This is a genomic window from Zestomonas ipomoeae, from assembly GCF_057128665.1.
The window spans coordinates 47,191-65,616 of sequence record NZ_JBSKHQ010000023.1 but is presented as its reverse complement, the minus strand read 5'-3'; the positions used below and the strand labels follow the sequence as shown (position 1 = coordinate 65,616).

Genomic DNA, 18,426 nt, shown 5'->3' with positions numbered 1-18,426 from the left:
CCTTGGGCCGCCCCCTTAGTCACGGCTCGTCTTTCTTATAGTCAATCTTCGCTCAGGCCTGCGGCTCGGCTTCGCCAAGCGCCCCCAGGGCCCAGGCCAACTCGCGGAGCTGGCGCTGTTCGTATTGATGCTGATCGTGCAACTGATGACCCAGGCTGGGCGCCCCGAAGATTCCCCGCAGGCCCTCGTCGACATCGCCCAGCCCACCCTGGCGGTTACCCAGAAGGCTGGTCGCCTCGCCCTGCGGCACCTCGTTGCTGAAGACTCCACCCAGGGTAGTGGTTCCGAAGACACCGCCATCGCCCCCGCCGAAACCAAGGAAGCCAACCCCGCTGCCATTGCCGCCCGACACATCGCTGCTGGCGAATACCTGGGCGAGGAAGCTCGGTGCCAGTGCCCCGTTGTGCACGAAGATCCTGCCCACCGGCGGCACACCGCTGCCCAGGCTCGGCGGCTCGAACAGGGGCGGCGGCACCAGCGGCGGCATGAGTGCCGGCGGCGGTGGCAGCGAGGTGGGCGGCAGGGGCGGCGGCGGCGTCACGATCGGCGGCGGCGGCGGGGTCACGCGGAACTCCGGGTCGCCGCCATCGATGATGACCGGCGCCGGCGCGTTCACCTTAACGCCGGTCGTCGGCGGCGTGCCCACCAGGGTCGGAGTGGCATCGTTGCCGAGGCTGTCGCGCAGCGAACCGCCGTTGGCCTGCACGGTGCCGCCAACCGCAATGCCGGTCAGGTCGATCTGGCCGGGCGCGACGACGTAGCGGAAGGTCAGGGTATTGCTGCCGGAACCTGCCACATAGTTGGCATAGGCCGTGCCGCCGGTATCCAGGCTGATGGCGATGCGCGGGGTACCGCCGCTGGTATCGACCGTCACGGCGTCGTCGAAGGTGACGGTGAATTCCAGCGCCTGCCCGGCGACGTACACGGCGTCGGCAGGAACACCAACCGCGGTGACCGCCGGGCCGGTGTTGTCCAGGGTGTAGACCTCGCCATTGAGGCCGGAGCCGAGGTCGTTGCCGGCCTGGTCGGTGATGCCGGTGGCCGCGGCATTCAGATCGAGCCGCAGGGTACCGTCGCCGGTGATCGAACCCACGGTCACCTGGTAGGTTTGCGCATTGATCTGGACGACGGACTGCACGACACCGCTGACCGTACCGGTGCCCACCAGCGTGAAGTCGGCGGTATCGACGCCGGTGACCGCCTCGCTGAAGGTCAGGGTGTAGCGCACGGAGTTGGCGGAGGTGGGCGTGGCATCCACCCGGACCAGACCGGACGGCGTCGGCGCCGTGGTATCCACCAGCACCCCGCTGGTCGCGCCAACCGAGTTCAACGTGAGGTTGAGGTTGTTGCCGGCCGCATCGCGAGTGGTGCCGCCGTTCAGGTCCAGGGCGCCGCCCACGGCGATGCCGTTGCTGTCGTTATCGCCGGCCTGCACCGTGTACTGGAAGACCAGCGCCGCACTGCCGGAGCCGGAGACGTAGGTCGCATAGCGAGTCACGCCGCCGATATCCAGCGCCAGTCGCGGCGTGCCTCCGCCGGTATTGACCAGCACCGTTTCGCTGGCATTGACCGTGAAGCTGAGCACGTCACCCTCGTTGTACGAACCGTTGGTCGGCACGGAGACCGAGGCCACGGTGGGCGCCACCGCATCCACCAGCACCCCGCTGGTCGAGCCGACACTGTTGAGCGTGGTGCCGGCATTGTTGCCCACCGCATCGCGCAGCGTCCCGCCCTGGAGGTCGAGCGCCCCGCCCACGGAGATGCCGTTGCTGTCCAACTGGCCGCTCTGAACGGTGTAGCGGAACACCAGCGCGCTGCTACCCGAACCGGACAGGTAGCTGGCGTAGACGGTGCCGCCGGTGTCCAGGGTAATGGCCAGGCGCGGTGTGCCGCCGGTGGTATCGACCACCACCGCCTCGCCGTAGTTGATGGTGAAGTCCAGGTTCTGCCCGGCGACATAGGTGCCGTTGGCGGGCACGCTGACCGACCCCACCGTAGGCGCCACGCCATCGACGACGATGTCGTGCTGGCCGGCGATCGAATTCGCCCCACCGGTAGTCGGCAGTGTCAGCACCGCATCGTCGTTGGTGGCGCTGCGAATGGTGGCGCCGTTCAGTGCCAGGGCGCCGGTCGACTGGTAGTCGAGGTCGGCATTCAGGTCCCCGGCCTGCACGGTGTAGCTGAAGGTCAGCGTGTTGCTGCCGGAGCCGGACACATAGGTTGCCTGGCGGTCGGTCGTGCCGGTCTCCAGCAGCAGCGTCGGGGAACCGCCGACAGTGTTCACCGTTACCGCCTGATCGAAGGTCATGGTCACGGTGATGGTGTCGCCGACCTTGTAGCCGCCATCCGGATTGCTGACATTCACCGACGTGACGCGCGGATTCAGGCTGTTGACGGTGATGGCGATGGTGTCGGTATCCGTCTGGTTGCCGCCCGAGCCGGAAAGCCCCAGGTCGTTGCTGACGATCTGCAGCGAAGCCGGGCCGTTGTAGCCCGCCGTCGGGCTGAATACCAAGCCGTTCAACGCGAGATTGATGTCGACAAGGCTGCCCTCGAAGGTCATGGTGCCGTCGGCGGTGCCGCTGCCGGTACTGAAACTCAACCCTGTGGTGCCCGACAAAGTGATCAGGCCATTGCTGGCGGTGAGTGTCACGCGAACCGTGCCGCCACCGGCGTCCACGTCGCTGACGGAGATCTGGTTGCCGTTGCCGCTGGAGAAAACCAGAGTGCTGTCCTGGTCCACCGCCTGGGCAGCGGGCACACCGTTCACCGGCGCATCGTTCACCGCAGTGACCGTCAGGGTCACCGTGGTGGAATCGCTCTGGGCGCCACCGCTGCCGGTATTGCCGCTGTCATTGATATCCACCGTCAGCACCACATTGCTGGTGGCGTTGAGTGCGGTCTGGAAGCTGACCCCACTGGCGGCGATGAAGGCATTGATATCGGCGATGCTGCCAGTCAGGGTCAGGCTACCGGTGCCGGAGCCTGCTACGGTGACCCCCGCGCCGCTAGTGGCCGTAAGGGTGCCCGATGGAACCGAGAAGGTGGCGGTAACGCTTGAACTGCCAGCATCCACGTCGCTAAAGCTGATGCCGGTCAAGGCGGTGCTGACATCCTCGGTCACGCCGATGGACCCCGGCGCGGTAACGACCGGCGCATCGTTGACCGCACTCACCTGCAACGTGACGGTGTCGCTGTCGGTCTTCGCCCCGCCGCTGCCGGTGTTGCCGCCGTCGTCGATAGCCACCGTCAAGGTCACGTTCGCCGTGGCGTTGGCGGCCGTGGTGAAGGTCAGATTGCTGCCGGCGATGAAAGCGTTGATGTTGGCCACGGTACCGGTCAGGGTCAGCGCCGAACTGGTCCCGCCCACCGTGACCCCGCCGCCGCTGGAGGCGGAGAGCGTGCCGCTCGCCACCGTGAAGGTCGCCGTGACGCTGGCCCCGCCGGCGTCGGCATCGCTGAAGCTGATACCGGTGAGCGCGGTGGCCGTATCCTCGGATACGGCAATGTTGGCTGGCACAGTCACCACCGGCGCATCGTTGACCGCGGTGACGCTCACCTGCTTCGTTGCCGTATTGCTGTCGTCGCTGCCGTCGTTGACGGTGAAGCTGATGGTGCGGTTGGCGGTGGTGGGCGTGTCGGAACTGTTGCTGTAGGTGACGCTGCGCAGCGCGGCCTGCCATTGGGCGAGCGTGGCGGTGCCGCCGGCCGAGGTCAGGGTCAGCACGCCGGTGCCGGCGTTGTAGCTGGCGCTGATGTTGCCCATGGTGCTGCCGTCGTTGACGAACGCCAGCACGTCCTGGCCGCTGGCGAAATTGCCGGTGATGGCGACCGTGGCGCTGGCAGAGGTGGTGTTGTCCACGTCGCTCAGCGTCAAGCCGCTGTCGATTACCGTGGCACTGCCGTCCTCCGTGAAGGCACTGGTGCCGCCGGATGTCGTGACCACCGGCGCATCGTTCACGGGCGTGACCGTGACGCTGATGGTGCCGTCGGCCGGGCCGGTGTTGGCGGCATCGCGAATGCGCGTGGTGATGGTGAAGTTCTGGTCATTGTTCGCCGACGGGGTCAGGGCCACGGCAGCCAGGGCAGCGTTGACGTCGGCTACTGAGCCGGTAACCGTCCAGACGCCGGTACCGGCGTTGTAGGTCGAGGTGGCCGAGCCGAAGGTGCCGGTGGAAAGCGAGCCGGCCGCCGGGTCGGACAGCGTGAGCGTGGCGGTGATGGTGTCGCCGGTGTCCGGGTCGGTCACCACGATATCGTCCAGCGCCACGGAGCCACCGCCTTCGGTGGCGGCCTTGCTCTGGGTCAGGTTGGTGGCGGTGGGCGCATCGTTGACGCCGGTGACGGTGACGGTGATGGTGCCATCGGCCGGACCGGTATTGGCAGCATCGCGAATGCGCGTGGTGATGGTGAAGTTCTGGTCGTTATCGGCCGAGGGTGTCAGCGCCACGGCAGCCAATGCGGCGTTGACGTCGGTCACCGAGCCGGTCACCGTCCACACGCCGGTACCGGCGTTGTAGGTGGAGGTGGCCGAACCGAAAGTGCCGGTGGAGAGCGAGCCGGCCGCCGCATTGGACAGCGTGAGCGTGGCGGTGATGGTGTCGCCGGCATCCGCATCGGTCACCACGATGTCGTCCAGCGCCACCGCGCTGCCACCTTCGGTCGCAGCTTTGCTCTGGGTGAGGTTGGTCGCGGTCGGCGCACTGTTCGGGCTGTAGGTCGAATCGATGGTACCGGTGCCCGACAGGTTTTCCCCGCCGGTGTTGCCACCGGCACCCGCTGAGCCCGCGCCGTTACCGTTCACGGCATTGGAGCCACCGGCACCGCCCGCCCCGTAGTTGGTATTGTCCGTGCCGACCAGGTCGACACTGGCCAGCTCGTAATTCAGGGTACCCAGCACGTAGATGCCGCCCACGCCGAAGCCGCCGTTGGCGGCATTGACGTTGAGGCTCGACCCCGCACCGCCGCCGCCAGCCGCGAGGTTGTCGGTCACGCTCGTGCTGGCCATGTTCACCGTGGCGCCGGCGGCGATGTACAGGGCCCCGACGGCATTGCCGCCCCGGCCCACGGCTGTTGCGCCGGAGGCACCGGCACCCGCGCCGCCACCACCGATACTGATGCCACCGGTGCCGGCCGTTCCGCCGCTACCGCCCGCCGAAAAGCCGCCGGTCTGGGACCCACCCGCGCCGCCGACGGTGCTGCCTCCCTTGCCGGATTGGGCAGTGCCGGAGTAACTACCGCCGGTGCCGCCAACACCGCCGCCACCTACGCCGCCCGGATAGCTCGGTCCATAGGCACCGCCGTTACCGCCGCCGACACCACCGAAACCGCCGCCGCCGCCACCGCCGTAGCCGTAACTGCCGCCCGCGCCACCGCCATTGCCGCCACCGCCAGCCGCCCGGTTGCCGGTAATGGCCACGCCGGACAGCGTCAGCGTGCCGCCGCTCGCCCGAATGCCGCCCCCCAGGGCATCGCTGCCGTTCACGCTGTTGTAGGCGCCGCCGTTGCCACTGACGAGACCGTCGCGCACGGTGAGGTTGGAGATGGTGACATTGCCCGAACGAATCTCGAGCACGCGTCCGTAGTAATTCGCATCGAGGGAGAACCCGCCGCCGACGATTGCCAGTTCCTGGCCGTCGGTAATGTTGATATCGACGAAGGTGCGCCGGCTATCCGTGGCGCTGCTCAGCATGTCGCCGGTACCGGTCGCGCTGATATTGCCGAGGAAGGTGATGGTGTCGGCCACACCGTTGCTCGCCGAGGTGGAAAGCGCGGTACGCAATTCGCCGATGGTGCTGACGGAGAAGGTGGCGAGGTCGTGGTTATAGGCCTGCAACCTGGCATAGTCGAATACCGCAGAGGCACCTATGTCGCCGACGGCGATTTCCAGATCCCAGTTGCCGCCGCGCGCGCTGCTGCCGGTCGAGTCATTGGAGGCGGCAACGTCCGCACCGGTAGCGGCGGCGATGGCCTCGAGGAAGGCTTCGCCCTTGGCGCTCATGGCCACGTTGCAGCCGTACATGAGGATGTCGCCGTCCGACTTCAGAGCTGCGCCGATCTGGCCCAACTGGGCCGAGTAAGCCTCCAGGTTACCGCCCCACAAGGGCGAGTCGCCCAGGAGCAGGACGCCGTCGTCGCCGTGGGAAATGATATGGATCGCGTCGATGCCGGAGCGGTTGGCCAGGGCGTCGGCGATCTGCTGCACGCCGTTGCTGCCGGTGTCGATCAGGATCACTTCGGCAGATGGCGAGACCGCCTCGACGATCTTCTGGTAGTCGGGCACGCGCTTGTCGATGAACACCACATCCTTGCGCTCGCCAGCCTGGCCGCTAATCGCGGTATTGATCTGTGCGGCGAGATCCTGCCCGTGATCGGGGGCCGTCGCATCGGCCGGTGCCTCGGCCTGCTGCGCCTCGGCTGCCTGGACCGTTTCGGCCGCGTCGACGGCCATCGCGCCGTCGAACATCATGCGCGGCTCAAGCGACTGGATCAGCGAAGGCCGCTGTGCCGAATTCGCCTGGCCGTCCTTGCTACGCGACGGGTTACTACGATTTGTCCACCACATGATCGCCTCCGTGCAGCGCCGCCTCAGGCGCCGAAACGCTACTTCTGGTTATTCAGCACATCGCCCGCGTCACTCGGGCCGCGCCCGAATGACGTGGGCCGCACTACCGGCACCGTCATTCCAGAACGACAGGCTCGAATACTGCTCGAAAAGGTCCGGCGGCAGAATGGTCCGCCGGTCCTGGGCGGCAACCCGTGGCCGCACACGGTGCAGCCCGGCGAGCCCCAGCGCCTGGTCGAACTCCGGTGCGTCGTAGCTGACATTGTCGAAGTCATGCTCGAACCAGGGAGCCTCGATGAATTCATACACCAGGCGCAACACCTTCTCCGGTGCCTGCGCCAGCAGGTCGTAGTCGACGATCAGCAACGAACCAGCCTGCTCGCCGTAATAGGCTTCCTTCAGCGCCGACCAGGCGTAGCCCACCAGCCGATTGCGCTGGCCCAGGGTCTCAACGCGGCTATACACCGTGTTGCGCTCGGCGTCGTCGTTGAACAACCGGGTGTTCTCATAGGGATTGGCGCGGTACAGCCGTTCGAGGCTGTCCATCACCCAGGCCACGTTACGTACGCAGGCGATGACCCTGCTGGACGGGAACAGGTCGAGCAGCGCTGGCAACTTGGCGCTCCACATGCGGTTGGTATCGAACACCACCGACTTGTCGGCGTGGTCGGCGTAGTAACTGCGGAACAGCCCCTGCAACAAGCGGTGGCGTTGCTCCCGGTCGATCGTCGGGCCGAATTCGCTGCCGGCGCTGAACTGGCCGAGCATCGAGGAAAACAGACTGCCTACCGGGCTGGTCATGCCGGCATGGAAGCGCGGGTTCTGCCGCAGCAGAGCCGCCAGCAGCGTGGTCCCCGAACGGGGTAACCCGGAAATGAAATGGAACCTCTGTGACTCGCTCAAGACCACTCTCCAGAACCGCTTTGTCGCTGCCCGAAGGGTGGAAGCCCCCTCGGGCAGAATACCCGCCGTCAGTTACGCGACGGGAAAATACCCTGCAGGGCGATCACGAAGTTGATACCGATGTACGGGTCGCGCACCGAAAACGGCAGGCTGCCGCCCGCAACGCCGGACACCACGCCGGCCATCTGCACCGGGCTGCTCATTTCGGTGGACCAGATGGTCGCCTGTCCCTGGCCACCGCCGGAGGCGCCAAGCACGTTGTTGGTGGTGCTCGGCGTGGTCGTCGGGGTGGTCGCGACGCCTGCCACCTCCACGCTGGTGGGGTGGGTGTGCATCGGCATGTTGCTGGTCAACAGGGTCACGTTCTCGGTGCCGGACATCTCGCCCACCACGATATCGCTCAGCCCGCCGCCCTGCCCCGTTCCTACCGGGCTGCGGCCGCGCAGATCAGGCAGGCCGAAGGTGGTCTGGCCGTTGCCGCCATAGACGGTACCGAGCAAGGAAAACAGCGCGGTGTTCTGCGCGATCGACATGATCTGCCCCTGGCAGAACGCCCAGCCGCGCGGCGCGAAGTTGAAGCCGACCATACGGATCTCGCCGAGAAATGGTTCGCTCATACCTGAATCTCCTCATCGTTTTTATTGGAGCGGGCTTCCAACGACTGCCCGCGCGCTGTTTTGCCTGAACGGCAAGTCATTACGGTTACGCCTGGGCTTTCTCCCGATGGAACACCGCTTCAAGGCATGAGCGCCCATCGGCGTCAGGCCGCACCGGGGTCAGCAACAGGTCCCAGTCATCGGCATCCGGGCCCTGCAGTCGGTAGAGCGCCTGCGGCAAGGCCAGCCCATCGGGCAGCCGGAACAGCAGGGAGAAACATTCGTAGCGGGCATTCATCGGCACACGCTCCTCGACCTGCAGCAGCTCGACGTCCACGACATGCTGCGGGTCCAGTAGCAGGCGGAACGGCGAACCGCAGGCCTGGAGGAAGTACTCGTATGACTGCATCTGGTGCTCCTTAGTGCGCCGCAGACAGCCGCCGGGGCCGGGCAGCGACGGGTTTGTGCATTTTCAGGTAGACGCCGTTTTCCCCGATCACCTCGAAGCCCAGCCGCTGGTAGAGGCGCAAGGCGGGGTTGTCGCCCTCCACGTGCAAGCCGACGGCAAGTCCTTGCGCCTCGGCGCGGCTCAGCAGGTCGGAGACCAGCTTCGTACCCAGCCCTGCGCCCCGGCATTCGGGCAGCAGGGAGATATCGATGAGTTGCAGCGTGGTCTCGCCCCAGAACAGGTACAGCCGACCGATGGCCTGACCGGCGCGCTCGATGAGCCAGAATTCGCCGTCGGGAAAATGTTCCTGGTAGTAGCGATGCTGGAGCGTGAACTGCTGGGCGAGGAATTCGGCGATGGCGGCGGCAGGCCAACCACTGCGGACCATTTCCGCTTGCCGGGTGGAGGCATAGAGACGGCACAGGAACGGCTCGTCATCGGCTTCGATGGGGCGCAAACAGAGTGTGGAGTGGGTCATCGGATCAGCATCCCTGCACGTCTGGCCGTAGGCGGCGACAGTTTCATGGCGTCAGCCGGTTGCGTCGTTGCAAGCCTAGCCCATGCCGTCGAATTGTCCTACATCACAAAAATAATGGCGAAATGCCAAGCATTACGCAAAAAAAGATCAACGGCTGTCTGCGTCGGCCAGCCGGCCAAAGGCCACCTCAGAAGCCGCTTTCCCGCACGCCCAGCGCAACGGCACGTCGCCAGGCCGCGCCCAGCAAGGATTCTGGCCGGCCGTCCAGCACAACCACCCCGCGCACGGGCTGGGCTGGCAACCGGACGTCGGCGGCGGTCTCCAGGCGCACGGCGTACTGTGCCTGCACCGGTTTGCCCCGCTGCCGTTCGTCGCGTCGCACCGCAATGGGGCCCTGGTGGTCGGACGCCAGCGCTTCGATGTCCAGATACGGCACCCCGGTGGCCGCGACCTCAGCCAGGCGTACCGGTATGGCCGCACGCAGCGGATCGTCGGCGATGAACCGCCCTTCGCTGCCCCGGTCCACGCGCCAGAGCAGCTCCTCCGCGAGATAGCCGCGCAGGCGCACCTGGCGCTCGTCCACCACCCGCGCCAATGGCAATCGCGGTGGCACCCAGAGCCCCGGCAGCAGGTCGCGCGCCAGGTCACGCACGGCCCCGGCATGCGGCGCGCGCAACACCAACCGTGCACGCTGGGCAGCCAGGCCGCGATATTCGGCCAGGGCCTCGGCCAGCCGCTGATCGAGCACGCCGACGTCGGCCACCGTCTCGGCACGGCTCGCCTGCCGACGCAACTGCAGCTGCAGAATGCGAATCTCGCCGCGGATGATGCGTTGGCGGGCATCCAGGTCCGGCGACTCCAGCTCCATCAGCACCTCGCCCGCCTCCACCCACTGGCCGTCGCGCACATGCAGTGCCTTCAGTCGAGCCGATAGCGGTGCGTGCAGGGCGCTGCTGCGCGCCGCTTCGAGCAGTGCCGGCACCTCCACCCCGCTGCGCCAGGGCACCAGCAGCACAGCCATCAGCAGCAGGCCAGCTATCCCCAGCATGGCCACTCGCGACCGCCGGGCCTGGTCCCGGCGCGCCCACCACTCGGAAGCTTCCCGCGCGATCGGCAAGCCGATGAACCACAGCAGCTCGACCAACATCAGGAAGATGCCCAACAGTTTGAAAAACAGGTGATAGACCGCCAGGGCGATCCCGAGGAACAGCGCCGCCCGCCATAACCAGGAGCAGTAGCCCCACCAGAGCAATTTGCGTCGCACCGGCGCCGACAGCGGCTCGGGCGCCGGCTCGCCGTAGCCGAACAGCCACTCCCGCAGGCGCCAGCGGCACAGGGCGAAGGCGCGCCCCTGGAGGTTGTCGATGCCCCAAAGGTCGCTGAGCAGAAAGTAACCATCGAAGCGCATGAACGGGTTCAGGTTCACCGCCAGGGTGGTCAGCCAGGTCGCGCTGGCCAGCATGAACGCCGCCGTGCGCGCGGGCCCGTCCGGCAGCAGCGACCAGGCCAGCAGTGCCACGCAGGCCAGGACCAGCTCGGCGAGAATGCCACCGGCACCGATCAGCAGCCGTGAGCGCCGGTCGTTCACCCGCCAGGCATCGCTGACATCGGTATAGAACAGCGGCAGCAGCACCATGAACGCCAGGCCCATGCTCTGCACCCGGCAACCGGCGCGCTTGGCCATGTAGGCGTGGCCGAACTCATGGCACAGCTTGGCGAAGGTCAGCGCCACGCCGAACGCCAGCATGCCGCCCAAGCTGAACAGGTGGGGGAAGGTCGCCAGGAAACGCTGCCAGTCGCGAATGACCAGGAACACCCCGAGGCCGAGCACCAGCGGCAAGCCGATGCGCAGCAACCGTGCGCCATAGCGTTGCAGCCAGGGCCAGCTGCGATTGAGAAAGGCATCCGGCCGCCAGAGCGGAATCCGGAAGAACAGGTACTGATGCAGCGCCCGCTTGAGCAGGCCCTGCCGCTGGGCAGCCGCCTTGTGCGCATAGCTGGCGCGCTGCTCGGCGTCCGCCGCGGCTATCAGGTCGTTGCTGCGCAGGAATAGCAGCAGGTCGTGCAGGTCAGCCTCGGTCACCGGCACGCCCGGTTGCCCATTGGCAGCGGCCAGCACCCGCCCGGCGTCACCAAGACTCCAGTGGCGCAGCAGGCGCAGCGCAGCGCTGCCGAGCTTGAAATAGCGCCCTCGCAGCGGATCGGCCAGGGTCCACTGGGGCGCCCCATCCAGGGCCGGCGCGGCAGGCGACAGCTGCAGATCGGCGCGCAGGGCCGGCAACGGCATCTAGATACCCACCCGCTGACGCAGCGCGGCCAGCGGCCGGCGTAACACGTACAGCGCCAGCGGAACGCGATGACCGAAGAGCTTGGCGGTGCCGCGCAGGCCGATGCGCGGTGGCGCCTCGGTGAAACGGGCATCCAGTCGATACGCCAGCTGCCCGGCAGCGCTGGTCTGCGACTCGTAGGCGAGCCGTTCGAGGCGGGCCGCATGGCGGTCCAGCGGATCGCTATCGAGGAACAGCGCCACCTCCGAGCCCGGTTCCAGATCGATGGCATCGCCCACCGCCAGCTCGATGCGCAACTCCGCCTGTTGCGGATCGGCGATTTCCATCAGCCGTTCACCGGTCTGCACCGGCTTGCCGATCCAGCGCTCGGCATCGGCGAACACCGCGATGCCGGCGCGCTCGGCCCGCACCTCGCTGCGAGCCAACAGATCCTGCGCGTAATCCCTCTCGGCGCGCTTCTGCTCGACCCGCGCGGCCAACAGATCCAGCCGCGACTTGGCCTCCACATCGGCGAACGCGCGCTGGGCGCTGGCCTTCAGTTCCGCCTCGGCCACGTTCAGGCTGCGCTCGGCGACGTCCGCCTGGGCCTTCAGCGAGGTGGCATCGAAACGCACCAGCAGGTCACCAGCCTCGACCGGTTGGTTGGGCTTGACCAGGAACTCCGCAATCACCCCATCCAGCGGCGCGGTGACCACCCGCCCGTTCAGCGGCACCACCTCGGCCGGAGCCAGCACCGATTGGCGCACCGGAACCAGCAGCAGCGCCAGCAGCGCCGCGGCAATCGCCAGCAGGCGCCGCCGCGGCCAGCGCAGGCGCCAGGGCTTGCGCGGTTGCAAGGCCAGCCAGGCATGGGCATAGCTGTCGCCGAGCTGGCTCAGCAGGGCTTGCTCGGCCTCGCTCCAGGGCTGCTCGCGCGCCAGCCAAAGGCCGCCAAACGGCTCCCCCTTGCGGTCACGCAGCGGCAGCCAGAAAGCCTCGCCCGCCGAAAGTTCGAGCCAGTCGGCCTGCTCCTGGGCGGCCAGGGTATCCCTGGCTACCGGGGCGGCGACAGCCAGCTCTTGCCGGGCCATCAAGCGTGCACCGGCACGCTCGACGAAGGCGACAAAAGGAGCGTTCGGCTCGACCACGCTGATTCCAGTGAGCGCCTGCACCTTGCCGGCGATCAGCAGCGCCGCATGGCGAAAGCCGAACAGCGGCTGGCCGTCGTTGACCATGCTGTAGGCCAGTTGCTCGACCGTCGACGCTGCGCGGGCACGCTGCTCCAGCGCCAGGAACTGGGCGAAGACGCGCTCCGCCTGGCCAACCACCGGGGCATTCATGGCGCCTCCGCGAACCGCGCGCTGCCGCTCATGCCAGCCAGCAAGCCACTGGCACCGGCCGGCAGCTCGCCGATCAACAGCAGCGTCTGGCTGCCTTCGTCGATGCGTGCACCGAGCCGCTTGACCACGGCCTGCAACGGCTGGCCTGTTTCGTCGGGAATGAAGGTGAAGGCTTGCCCTGCTTCGAGCGCGCCGAGCCAGCGCGAGGGCACCAGCAGATGGATTTCCAGGCTGCGGTTATCGACGATTTCCATCAGGGGCGTGCCGCCGGCCACGCTCTCGTGGGGCTGCACCTTGCGCTCGACCACCTGGCCATCGAAGGGCGCCGCGATGCTGCAGCGCTTGACTTGTACCTGGTAGACCTGGGCCTCGGCCTCGGCCTGGGCGCGGTGCGCCTCGGCGAGATTGACCTCGAAGCGACCGACGGAGTTGAGCGCAGCCAATTGCTTCTTGTGCGCCAACTCCTCGCGGGCCGCACGCGTCGCCGCCTGGGCGGCGTTCAACTGGGCCTGGTAGGCGCTGCAATCGAAGCGCACCAGCACGTCACCCTTATGGAAGCTCTGGCCCTCGGCGAATGGCATCTCGACGATACGCCCAGCCAGCTCGCTGGCCAGCAGAGCCTGGTCACGAGCCCGCAGCACGCCTCGCGCCTCGCGCAGCTCCTGCGTCCCGACCGGCTCATCCAGCAACGGATCGCCCGCCAACACCGGTTCGGCCAACAGCCCCAACATGCACAGCCCGCAGGCCAATACCGCAACACGCCCCATGAAACGCGCTCCATGCCAATCGGCTCTGCAACCGAGCCTGTATTTATCCGCGGCAGTCTACGGCAAACCCCATACACCACCAACGACGGACCATCCGTCCGTCTTCCATCTCGTCGGCAACGGCCAGCAAGACCAGCCTTGGCTATGCTTCTTCCAGCAAAACGCCAGTATTGGCCCGAACCAGAAAGCCGAGGGTCCACTCTTGAACTTTAGCGTCGTCCCGCTCAGCGCGCAGGCGATGGAACAGATGCCCATCGGCATTCTGTTGCTCGATGGCGAGTTGCGCATCGAGTACTGGAATCGCTTCATGGGCCAGCGCAGCGGCCGGCAACTGAGCCAGATCCAGGGCCAGAACCTCTGCGACGTGTTTCCGGAAGCCGACATGCCCCGCCTGCAACAGATGCTGACCCAACTGCAGGACGGCGGCGAGCCGCTACTGACCCTGCTGCCGGAAAACCCCTACCTGCTCAAGCTGCCCGAAGGCCCGGCGAACGCCCCCATGCTGCAAAGCACGCTGCTGTTCTGCTTCACCGGCCAGCAGGGTAACCAGCATTTCGGCCTGGTCTTGCTGGACAACAACGCCGCCGCCAGCAACAACCCGCACCTGCGCGACGCCCTGCGCGCGCTGGTCGGCAAGCAGAGCGAGCAGGACCAGCTGATGCGCAAGCTGGAACAGGCCAACAACCAGTTGCTGCAGTCGGAAAAGATGGCCGCCATCGGCCAACTGGCCGCCGGCGTGGCCCATGAGATCAACAATCCCATCGGCTTCGTCTCCTCCAACCTGCAGACCCTCGCCGACTATGTACAGGACATGCTGCACATCCTCGATGGGCTGGACAGCGACAGCAATCTCGACGAGCTGTGCAAGCTCAAGCAGAGCCTGGAGTACGAGTACATTCGCGGCGACGTGCAGGCGCTGCTCAGCGAATCCGCCGACGGCATCGACCGGGTCAAGAAGATCATCATGGCGCTCAAGGATTTCTCCCATATCGACGAGGAGGAGTTCCGCCCTGCCGACCTGCACCGCGGGCTGGATACCACGCTCAACGTGGTCAACAACGAACTGAAGTACAAGGCCGAGGTGGTCAAGGAATACGGCGACCTGCCCGAGGTGGAATGCATCCTTTCGCAGATCAACCAGGTGACGATGAACCTGCTGGTCAACGCCGCCCACGCCATCGAAGGTTTCGGCCGCATCACCATTCGCACCGGCATCCAGGACGACCTGGTGTGGCTGGAGGTAGAAGACACCGGCAAAGGCATCGAACCGCGCCTGCTCAATCGCATCTTCGAACCCTTCTTCACCACCAAGCCGGTGGGCAAGGGTACCGGCCTGGGCCTCTCGCTCTCCTATAACATCGTGCAGAAACACCACGGCCGCATCGAAGTCTCCAGCGAAATCGGCAAAGGAACCCGCTTCCGCATCTGGCTGCCCCAGCGCCAACCCAACCTGCCGAACCGCACCACCAGCCCCTGAACGCCCGCGAACAAGCCCATTACCGACCCGCAACAGCCGACCGGGCTTCTCCTGCGCCGGGACTTCTGGTAAAAAGGCACCCGCTGCGGGCGTCGTATAATGGCATTACCTGAGCTTCCCAAGCTCATGACGAGGGTTCGATTCCCTTCGCCCGCTCCAGATACAGCAAGGCCCGTAGGTTTTTCCGACTGCGGGCCTTTGTTTTTGGTGACAGTTTTGGCGACAGTTACTTGCCCAAGCGGGCCCCGCTAACGCAGTATCCAAAGCCCCCAATACAGGCGCCAAAGGGCAGCCCCAGGCTGGGAAATTCGCTTGCCGCATTGTTCGATGCGCTCTACGCAGCCTGAGGCAGGTCCGATTGCACAAGTGCATTCAAGCTGTACACCCCCGATTGTGTAGCTGTACAACGGCGGAAAGCCTGCTAGGCCCCAGTCGCCGGGGCCTGCACCTAAATTCGATGAAATGTTTGACCGGCCCGCCAGGCTTCGAGTGGCATAGTTTGGCGCTCGATTTGCCCCATTTCTGCCCCACATTTCCGCGCATGGGACAAGCATCGGCTAAGGGCGTCGATAGCCACCGGCAGAAACCGGCCACAAGCAGCCCCTTTCCACACAGCGCAGTTACGAGTAGCCACGGTCAAGCGAAGGGCTTCGTCCAAACGGGGAAACGTAAGCCCTGCGCTTTCTTGTCCGGCATGATGAACCCCACGCTATACCTAGCCCGTGTTATAGCGACGTACAGCTTGTTTTGCGCCGTCTCAGCATCCGCAGGGAATGGTGTCATGCCATCCAAAATGAAATGTATCTGGCTGTCCGCCGGCAGAATCAGCACACGATCAAAACCCAATCCTTTGCTGCTGCCAAAGTTGTAGCAACGAGCCCGAGCAGGAATAAACTTTGTCCCAGAGGCCACGTTCCAGCGCAGTACCATCGGGTCATACGCCTCAATGTAATTGGGAACGTCCGATTGCTTAACGATGAAAGCACCAAGGTGGTGGGCGAACTCAGGCGGGATATCGTCAACGGCTGATTTGGTCGCCTCGTAAGCACCCTTATGTACTGCATCGGCAATCGTACAGATCGTTTGGATGCACCTCCAATTGAGCGCAAGCGTCTCTTCTTTGAAGCCCATGGACTTGAACGCTGCAATCTTCTCTGCGGCCGTCTGAGGCGCCTTGTGGCCAAATGTTGTTTCATACACAGTCTGCCGGAAGTCGCCCACACAAGTGATGGGGGATTTCATCACCTTGCTCAGCTCCTTGAGCACCTCGTAATCCCATCCGACCAAGTCTTGCACCTCATCGAAGTAAACTTGGCTGTAGATATCGCCGAGACGAGCCGCAGCAGCATTCTTCGTGGCCTTCGCGATCCGGGTCGCCAACTTTGCCAGGAAGCCAGTGTGGGCTTTAGTCTCGCACTGAGTAAGGAAGTAGCTGGGATTGTAGCTCTTGTCCTCCAACTGCTCTTTGCGTCCAGGCAACATGTAAGTTGATTTCGGCATTAGATGAGGATTGCGCTCATTGAAAAATATTCCGTCGATCCGCCGCGCAAACAACACCTGTTGATACGGCCTCACCATGTCTTCTAGGTAGAACGAGAACAGGCCCTTCACCACGAACTGATTGCTGTGTCTCCCAAAAGCAGCCAGGAATCGGCGCCGCAGTTCCTGTTGGTTGCTGGTGGTGTACGTCACTACCAGTACCTTGCCCCCGCGTTCGATCTCCGCAATCGACTCTGTGATGATCTTGTGGGTCTTGCCTGACCCCGCACCGGCTATGCACAGAATGTTAGACAAAGTTCAGCACCTCACCGAGGAAGGCGGGATACTTGAATTTTTCGGTGGTCTCAAACAATTTGATGGCTGAGTCGACCTTCTTCTTCCCCTTGCCATCACCATCCGCGCTCTTGAACCAGTCGATGATAAAAGCACGTTTTTCATCAAATGTTGGCTCCGCGGCTAGCAAATTGTAAGTCTTGGTCGAAAGCACGATTTTTGCGAACGCCAGCAACTCTTTCTCCGATGTGGCATTTGCAGAAATCATGGCCGGCTCCAGCGAAAACTCCTTATCATCGGTAGATGAGATAAATTTTATATTCGGAAACGCGGCGTACTCCTTTTGCGCGCTGACGACGTTATTAGCGTAATCACCATCATTGTCCCGCAGCACATTCACCGCAGTGCCAATCTCTTTACCGATCTCAATGAACGTCTTGAAGCCCACGCCGCGCACTACGATGATATCAATCCCATCCTGCTCAGGAAGGCGGCCCTTGTTGTTAATTTGGTATATTTTCTTGAGAACCAACTCATCAGATGGCCCTTCTACCAAAACCACCTTTTTGGACAGCGCGACGCGCAATGTATCGTAGCCAGGTAGCCGCTTCAGCGTCTTCACCACTTCTTTGTCTAAGAGATGCAGTCGCTTATATGAATCATGGAGCAAGCAGATCTTGTCAATGCTCAACTTATTTAGCACATACGAACTGTGGGTGGTAAGGAAAAGTTGCTTGCCACCTCTCTGTTCTTCGATGTCTTGTATAAGCCTGCTCAGTTCGACGTGGGATAGATGATTTTCTGGCTCTTCCATCATCACAAGATCAATGTCTTTCGACTTGTTATGAAGTGCCAATTTGATCTGCACCTTACTCTGCTCACCCTTTCCAATCATGTGGAAAGGTACGGCATCCACCTCAAGCTGCAAACCATTCTGTAGTGCGCCGGCCGGCATTGTGTTGGCGGCAATGGTCAGTTTTTTATCGGTTATTTTGTTTTCGGAATCCAAATCCTTATTAACTATTTTTACCTCGTCAGTATCATTGAAGGATTGCAAGGTCTCACGGTAGTTGAGACTCAATCTGTACTCTTCGTCCTTCTTGAGTGCGGTATTCAGAACATTCGAGATGTACTGATTTTTGCCAAAGGTGGGATGGATGCGAGTAGGGTCAATGTAGAGCGCCCGGAATTGTTTGTTCATCGGTTTAATGATATTCCAAGCAAAATCCATCCATTCGACCTTGTAGAACTCCACTGGGATGCTGGTTATCGGAGCTCCGGCGGCTAGGTAATCCTGGTAGGCATCTGTGAAATCTGGGTCAAAACTCGCTTTGACCTGAACCCCCTGAGCATCAATCAGCAGGCTGTTGTTCGCACCTCGGTAATCAGGCACGTTCTTCATGTACGCCTCGATCACGAGAACTGGCAAGTTAGCAGGGGTCTTCGAGGAGGCTAGGAAGGCAGCGACCGCGTCGCTGTTGAATAAATCGGGAGAAAGCTCATTACTCAACGGCCGGCCGCGATACTGGAAGTTAAGCACGATTTCCAAGGCTTCCAAGATCGTGCTCTTGCCGGCGTTATTGTCGCCAACAAAGACATTTATATCCTCATTGAACTCAAAAAATTGATCTTTGAATTTTTTGAAATTAAGCAAACGAAGTGATTCTACGAGCACTTTTCAACTCCCTCTGAGGTGGCGGCCCAGGGGCACGAGGCCGCTTGTGGCAAAACGCTATTGTGCTACGCATGACTTGTCCAGCGCAGAAACGAAGTGGCACTGGTCAAGGTATGAGGGCATGGAAGAGTTGTGAA

General features: G+C 63.8%; 11 protein-coding genes and 1 tRNA gene. 2 read left to right on the top strand and 10 right to left on the bottom strand.

Features of this window, described 5'->3' with window-relative positions:
- Positions 1 to 52: 52 nt before the first annotated feature.
- From ACWKV7_RS20830 to ACWKV7_RS20795, 8 genes are all read right to left on the bottom strand, one after another.
- Positions 53 to 6,565 carry a DUF4347 domain-containing protein gene (locus tag ACWKV7_RS20830; RefSeq protein ID WP_483859614.1) on the bottom strand — a complete coding sequence of 2,171 codons (6,513 nt, stop codon included), beginning with the start codon at positions 6,563 to 6,565 and terminating at the stop codon, positions 53 to 55.
- Between the two features lie 69 nt (positions 6,566 to 6,634).
- On the bottom strand, positions 6,635 to 7,468 hold the full coding sequence (locus ACWKV7_RS20825) for a sulfotransferase family protein (protein WP_483859613.1): 834 nt from the start codon (positions 7,466 to 7,468) through the stop codon (positions 6,635 to 6,637).
- A 68-nt stretch (positions 7,469 to 7,536) separates the two neighbouring features.
- The gene (locus ACWKV7_RS20820; protein WP_483859612.1) at positions 7,537 to 8,085 is read right to left on the bottom strand and encodes a phage tail protein; all 549 of its coding nucleotides are present in this window, start codon (positions 8,083 to 8,085) and stop codon (positions 7,537 to 7,539) included.
- Positions 8,086 to 8,170: 85 nt separating this feature from the next.
- On the bottom strand, positions 8,171 to 8,473 hold the full coding sequence (locus ACWKV7_RS20815) for a DUF6916 family protein (RefSeq protein WP_483859611.1): 303 nt from the start codon (positions 8,471 to 8,473) through the stop codon (positions 8,171 to 8,173).
- A gap of 10 nt (positions 8,474 to 8,483) precedes the next feature.
- Positions 8,484 to 8,990, bottom strand: a complete 507-nt coding sequence (locus ACWKV7_RS20810; protein ID WP_483859610.1) for a GNAT family N-acetyltransferase — start codon at positions 8,988 to 8,990, stop codon at positions 8,484 to 8,486.
- A gap of 187 nt (positions 8,991 to 9,177) precedes the next feature.
- Positions 9,178 to 11,277: a site-2 protease family protein gene (locus tag ACWKV7_RS20805; protein ID WP_483859609.1), complete on the bottom strand. Its 2,100-nt coding sequence runs from the start codon at positions 11,275 to 11,277 to the stop codon at positions 9,178 to 9,180.
- Positions 11,278 to 12,597: an efflux RND transporter periplasmic adaptor subunit gene (locus tag ACWKV7_RS20800; RefSeq protein WP_483859608.1), complete on the bottom strand. Its 1,320-nt coding sequence runs from the start codon at positions 12,595 to 12,597 to the stop codon at positions 11,278 to 11,280.
- Positions 12,594 to 13,364 carry an efflux RND transporter periplasmic adaptor subunit gene (locus ACWKV7_RS20795; protein WP_483859607.1) on the bottom strand — a complete coding sequence of 257 codons (771 nt, stop codon included), beginning with the start codon at positions 13,362 to 13,364 and terminating at the stop codon, positions 12,594 to 12,596. Before ACWKV7_RS20795 ends, ACWKV7_RS20800 begins: the two co-directional genes overlap by 4 nt.
- 202 nt (positions 13,365 to 13,566) lie before the next feature.
- On the opposite strand from ACWKV7_RS20795, the gene ACWKV7_RS20790 reads away from it, so the two are divergent.
- Positions 13,567 to 14,841, top strand: coding sequence for an ATP-binding protein (locus tag ACWKV7_RS20790; protein ID WP_483859606.1), 1,275 nt, complete (start codon positions 13,567 to 13,569; stop codon positions 14,839 to 14,841).
- A gap of 85 nt (positions 14,842 to 14,926) precedes the next feature.
- Positions 14,927 to 15,000: transfer RNA gene (locus tag ACWKV7_RS20785), tRNA-Gly, on the top strand.
- A gap of 477 nt (positions 15,001 to 15,477) precedes the next feature.
- On the opposite strand, the gene ACWKV7_RS20780 is transcribed toward ACWKV7_RS20785, so the two are convergent.
- Together ACWKV7_RS20780 and ACWKV7_RS20775 are read right to left on the bottom strand one after the other, a co-directional pair.
- On the bottom strand, positions 15,478 to 16,635 hold the full coding sequence (locus tag ACWKV7_RS20780) for a UvrD-helicase domain-containing protein (protein WP_483859605.1): 1,158 nt from the start codon (positions 16,633 to 16,635) through the stop codon (positions 15,478 to 15,480).
- Positions 16,628 to 18,289, bottom strand: coding sequence for an ATP-dependent nuclease (locus tag ACWKV7_RS20775; protein WP_483859604.1), 1,662 nt, complete (start codon positions 18,287 to 18,289; stop codon positions 16,628 to 16,630). The genes ACWKV7_RS20780 and ACWKV7_RS20775 overlap by 8 nt, the downstream gene beginning before the upstream one ends.
- Between the last annotated feature and the right edge of the window lie 137 nt (positions 18,290 to 18,426).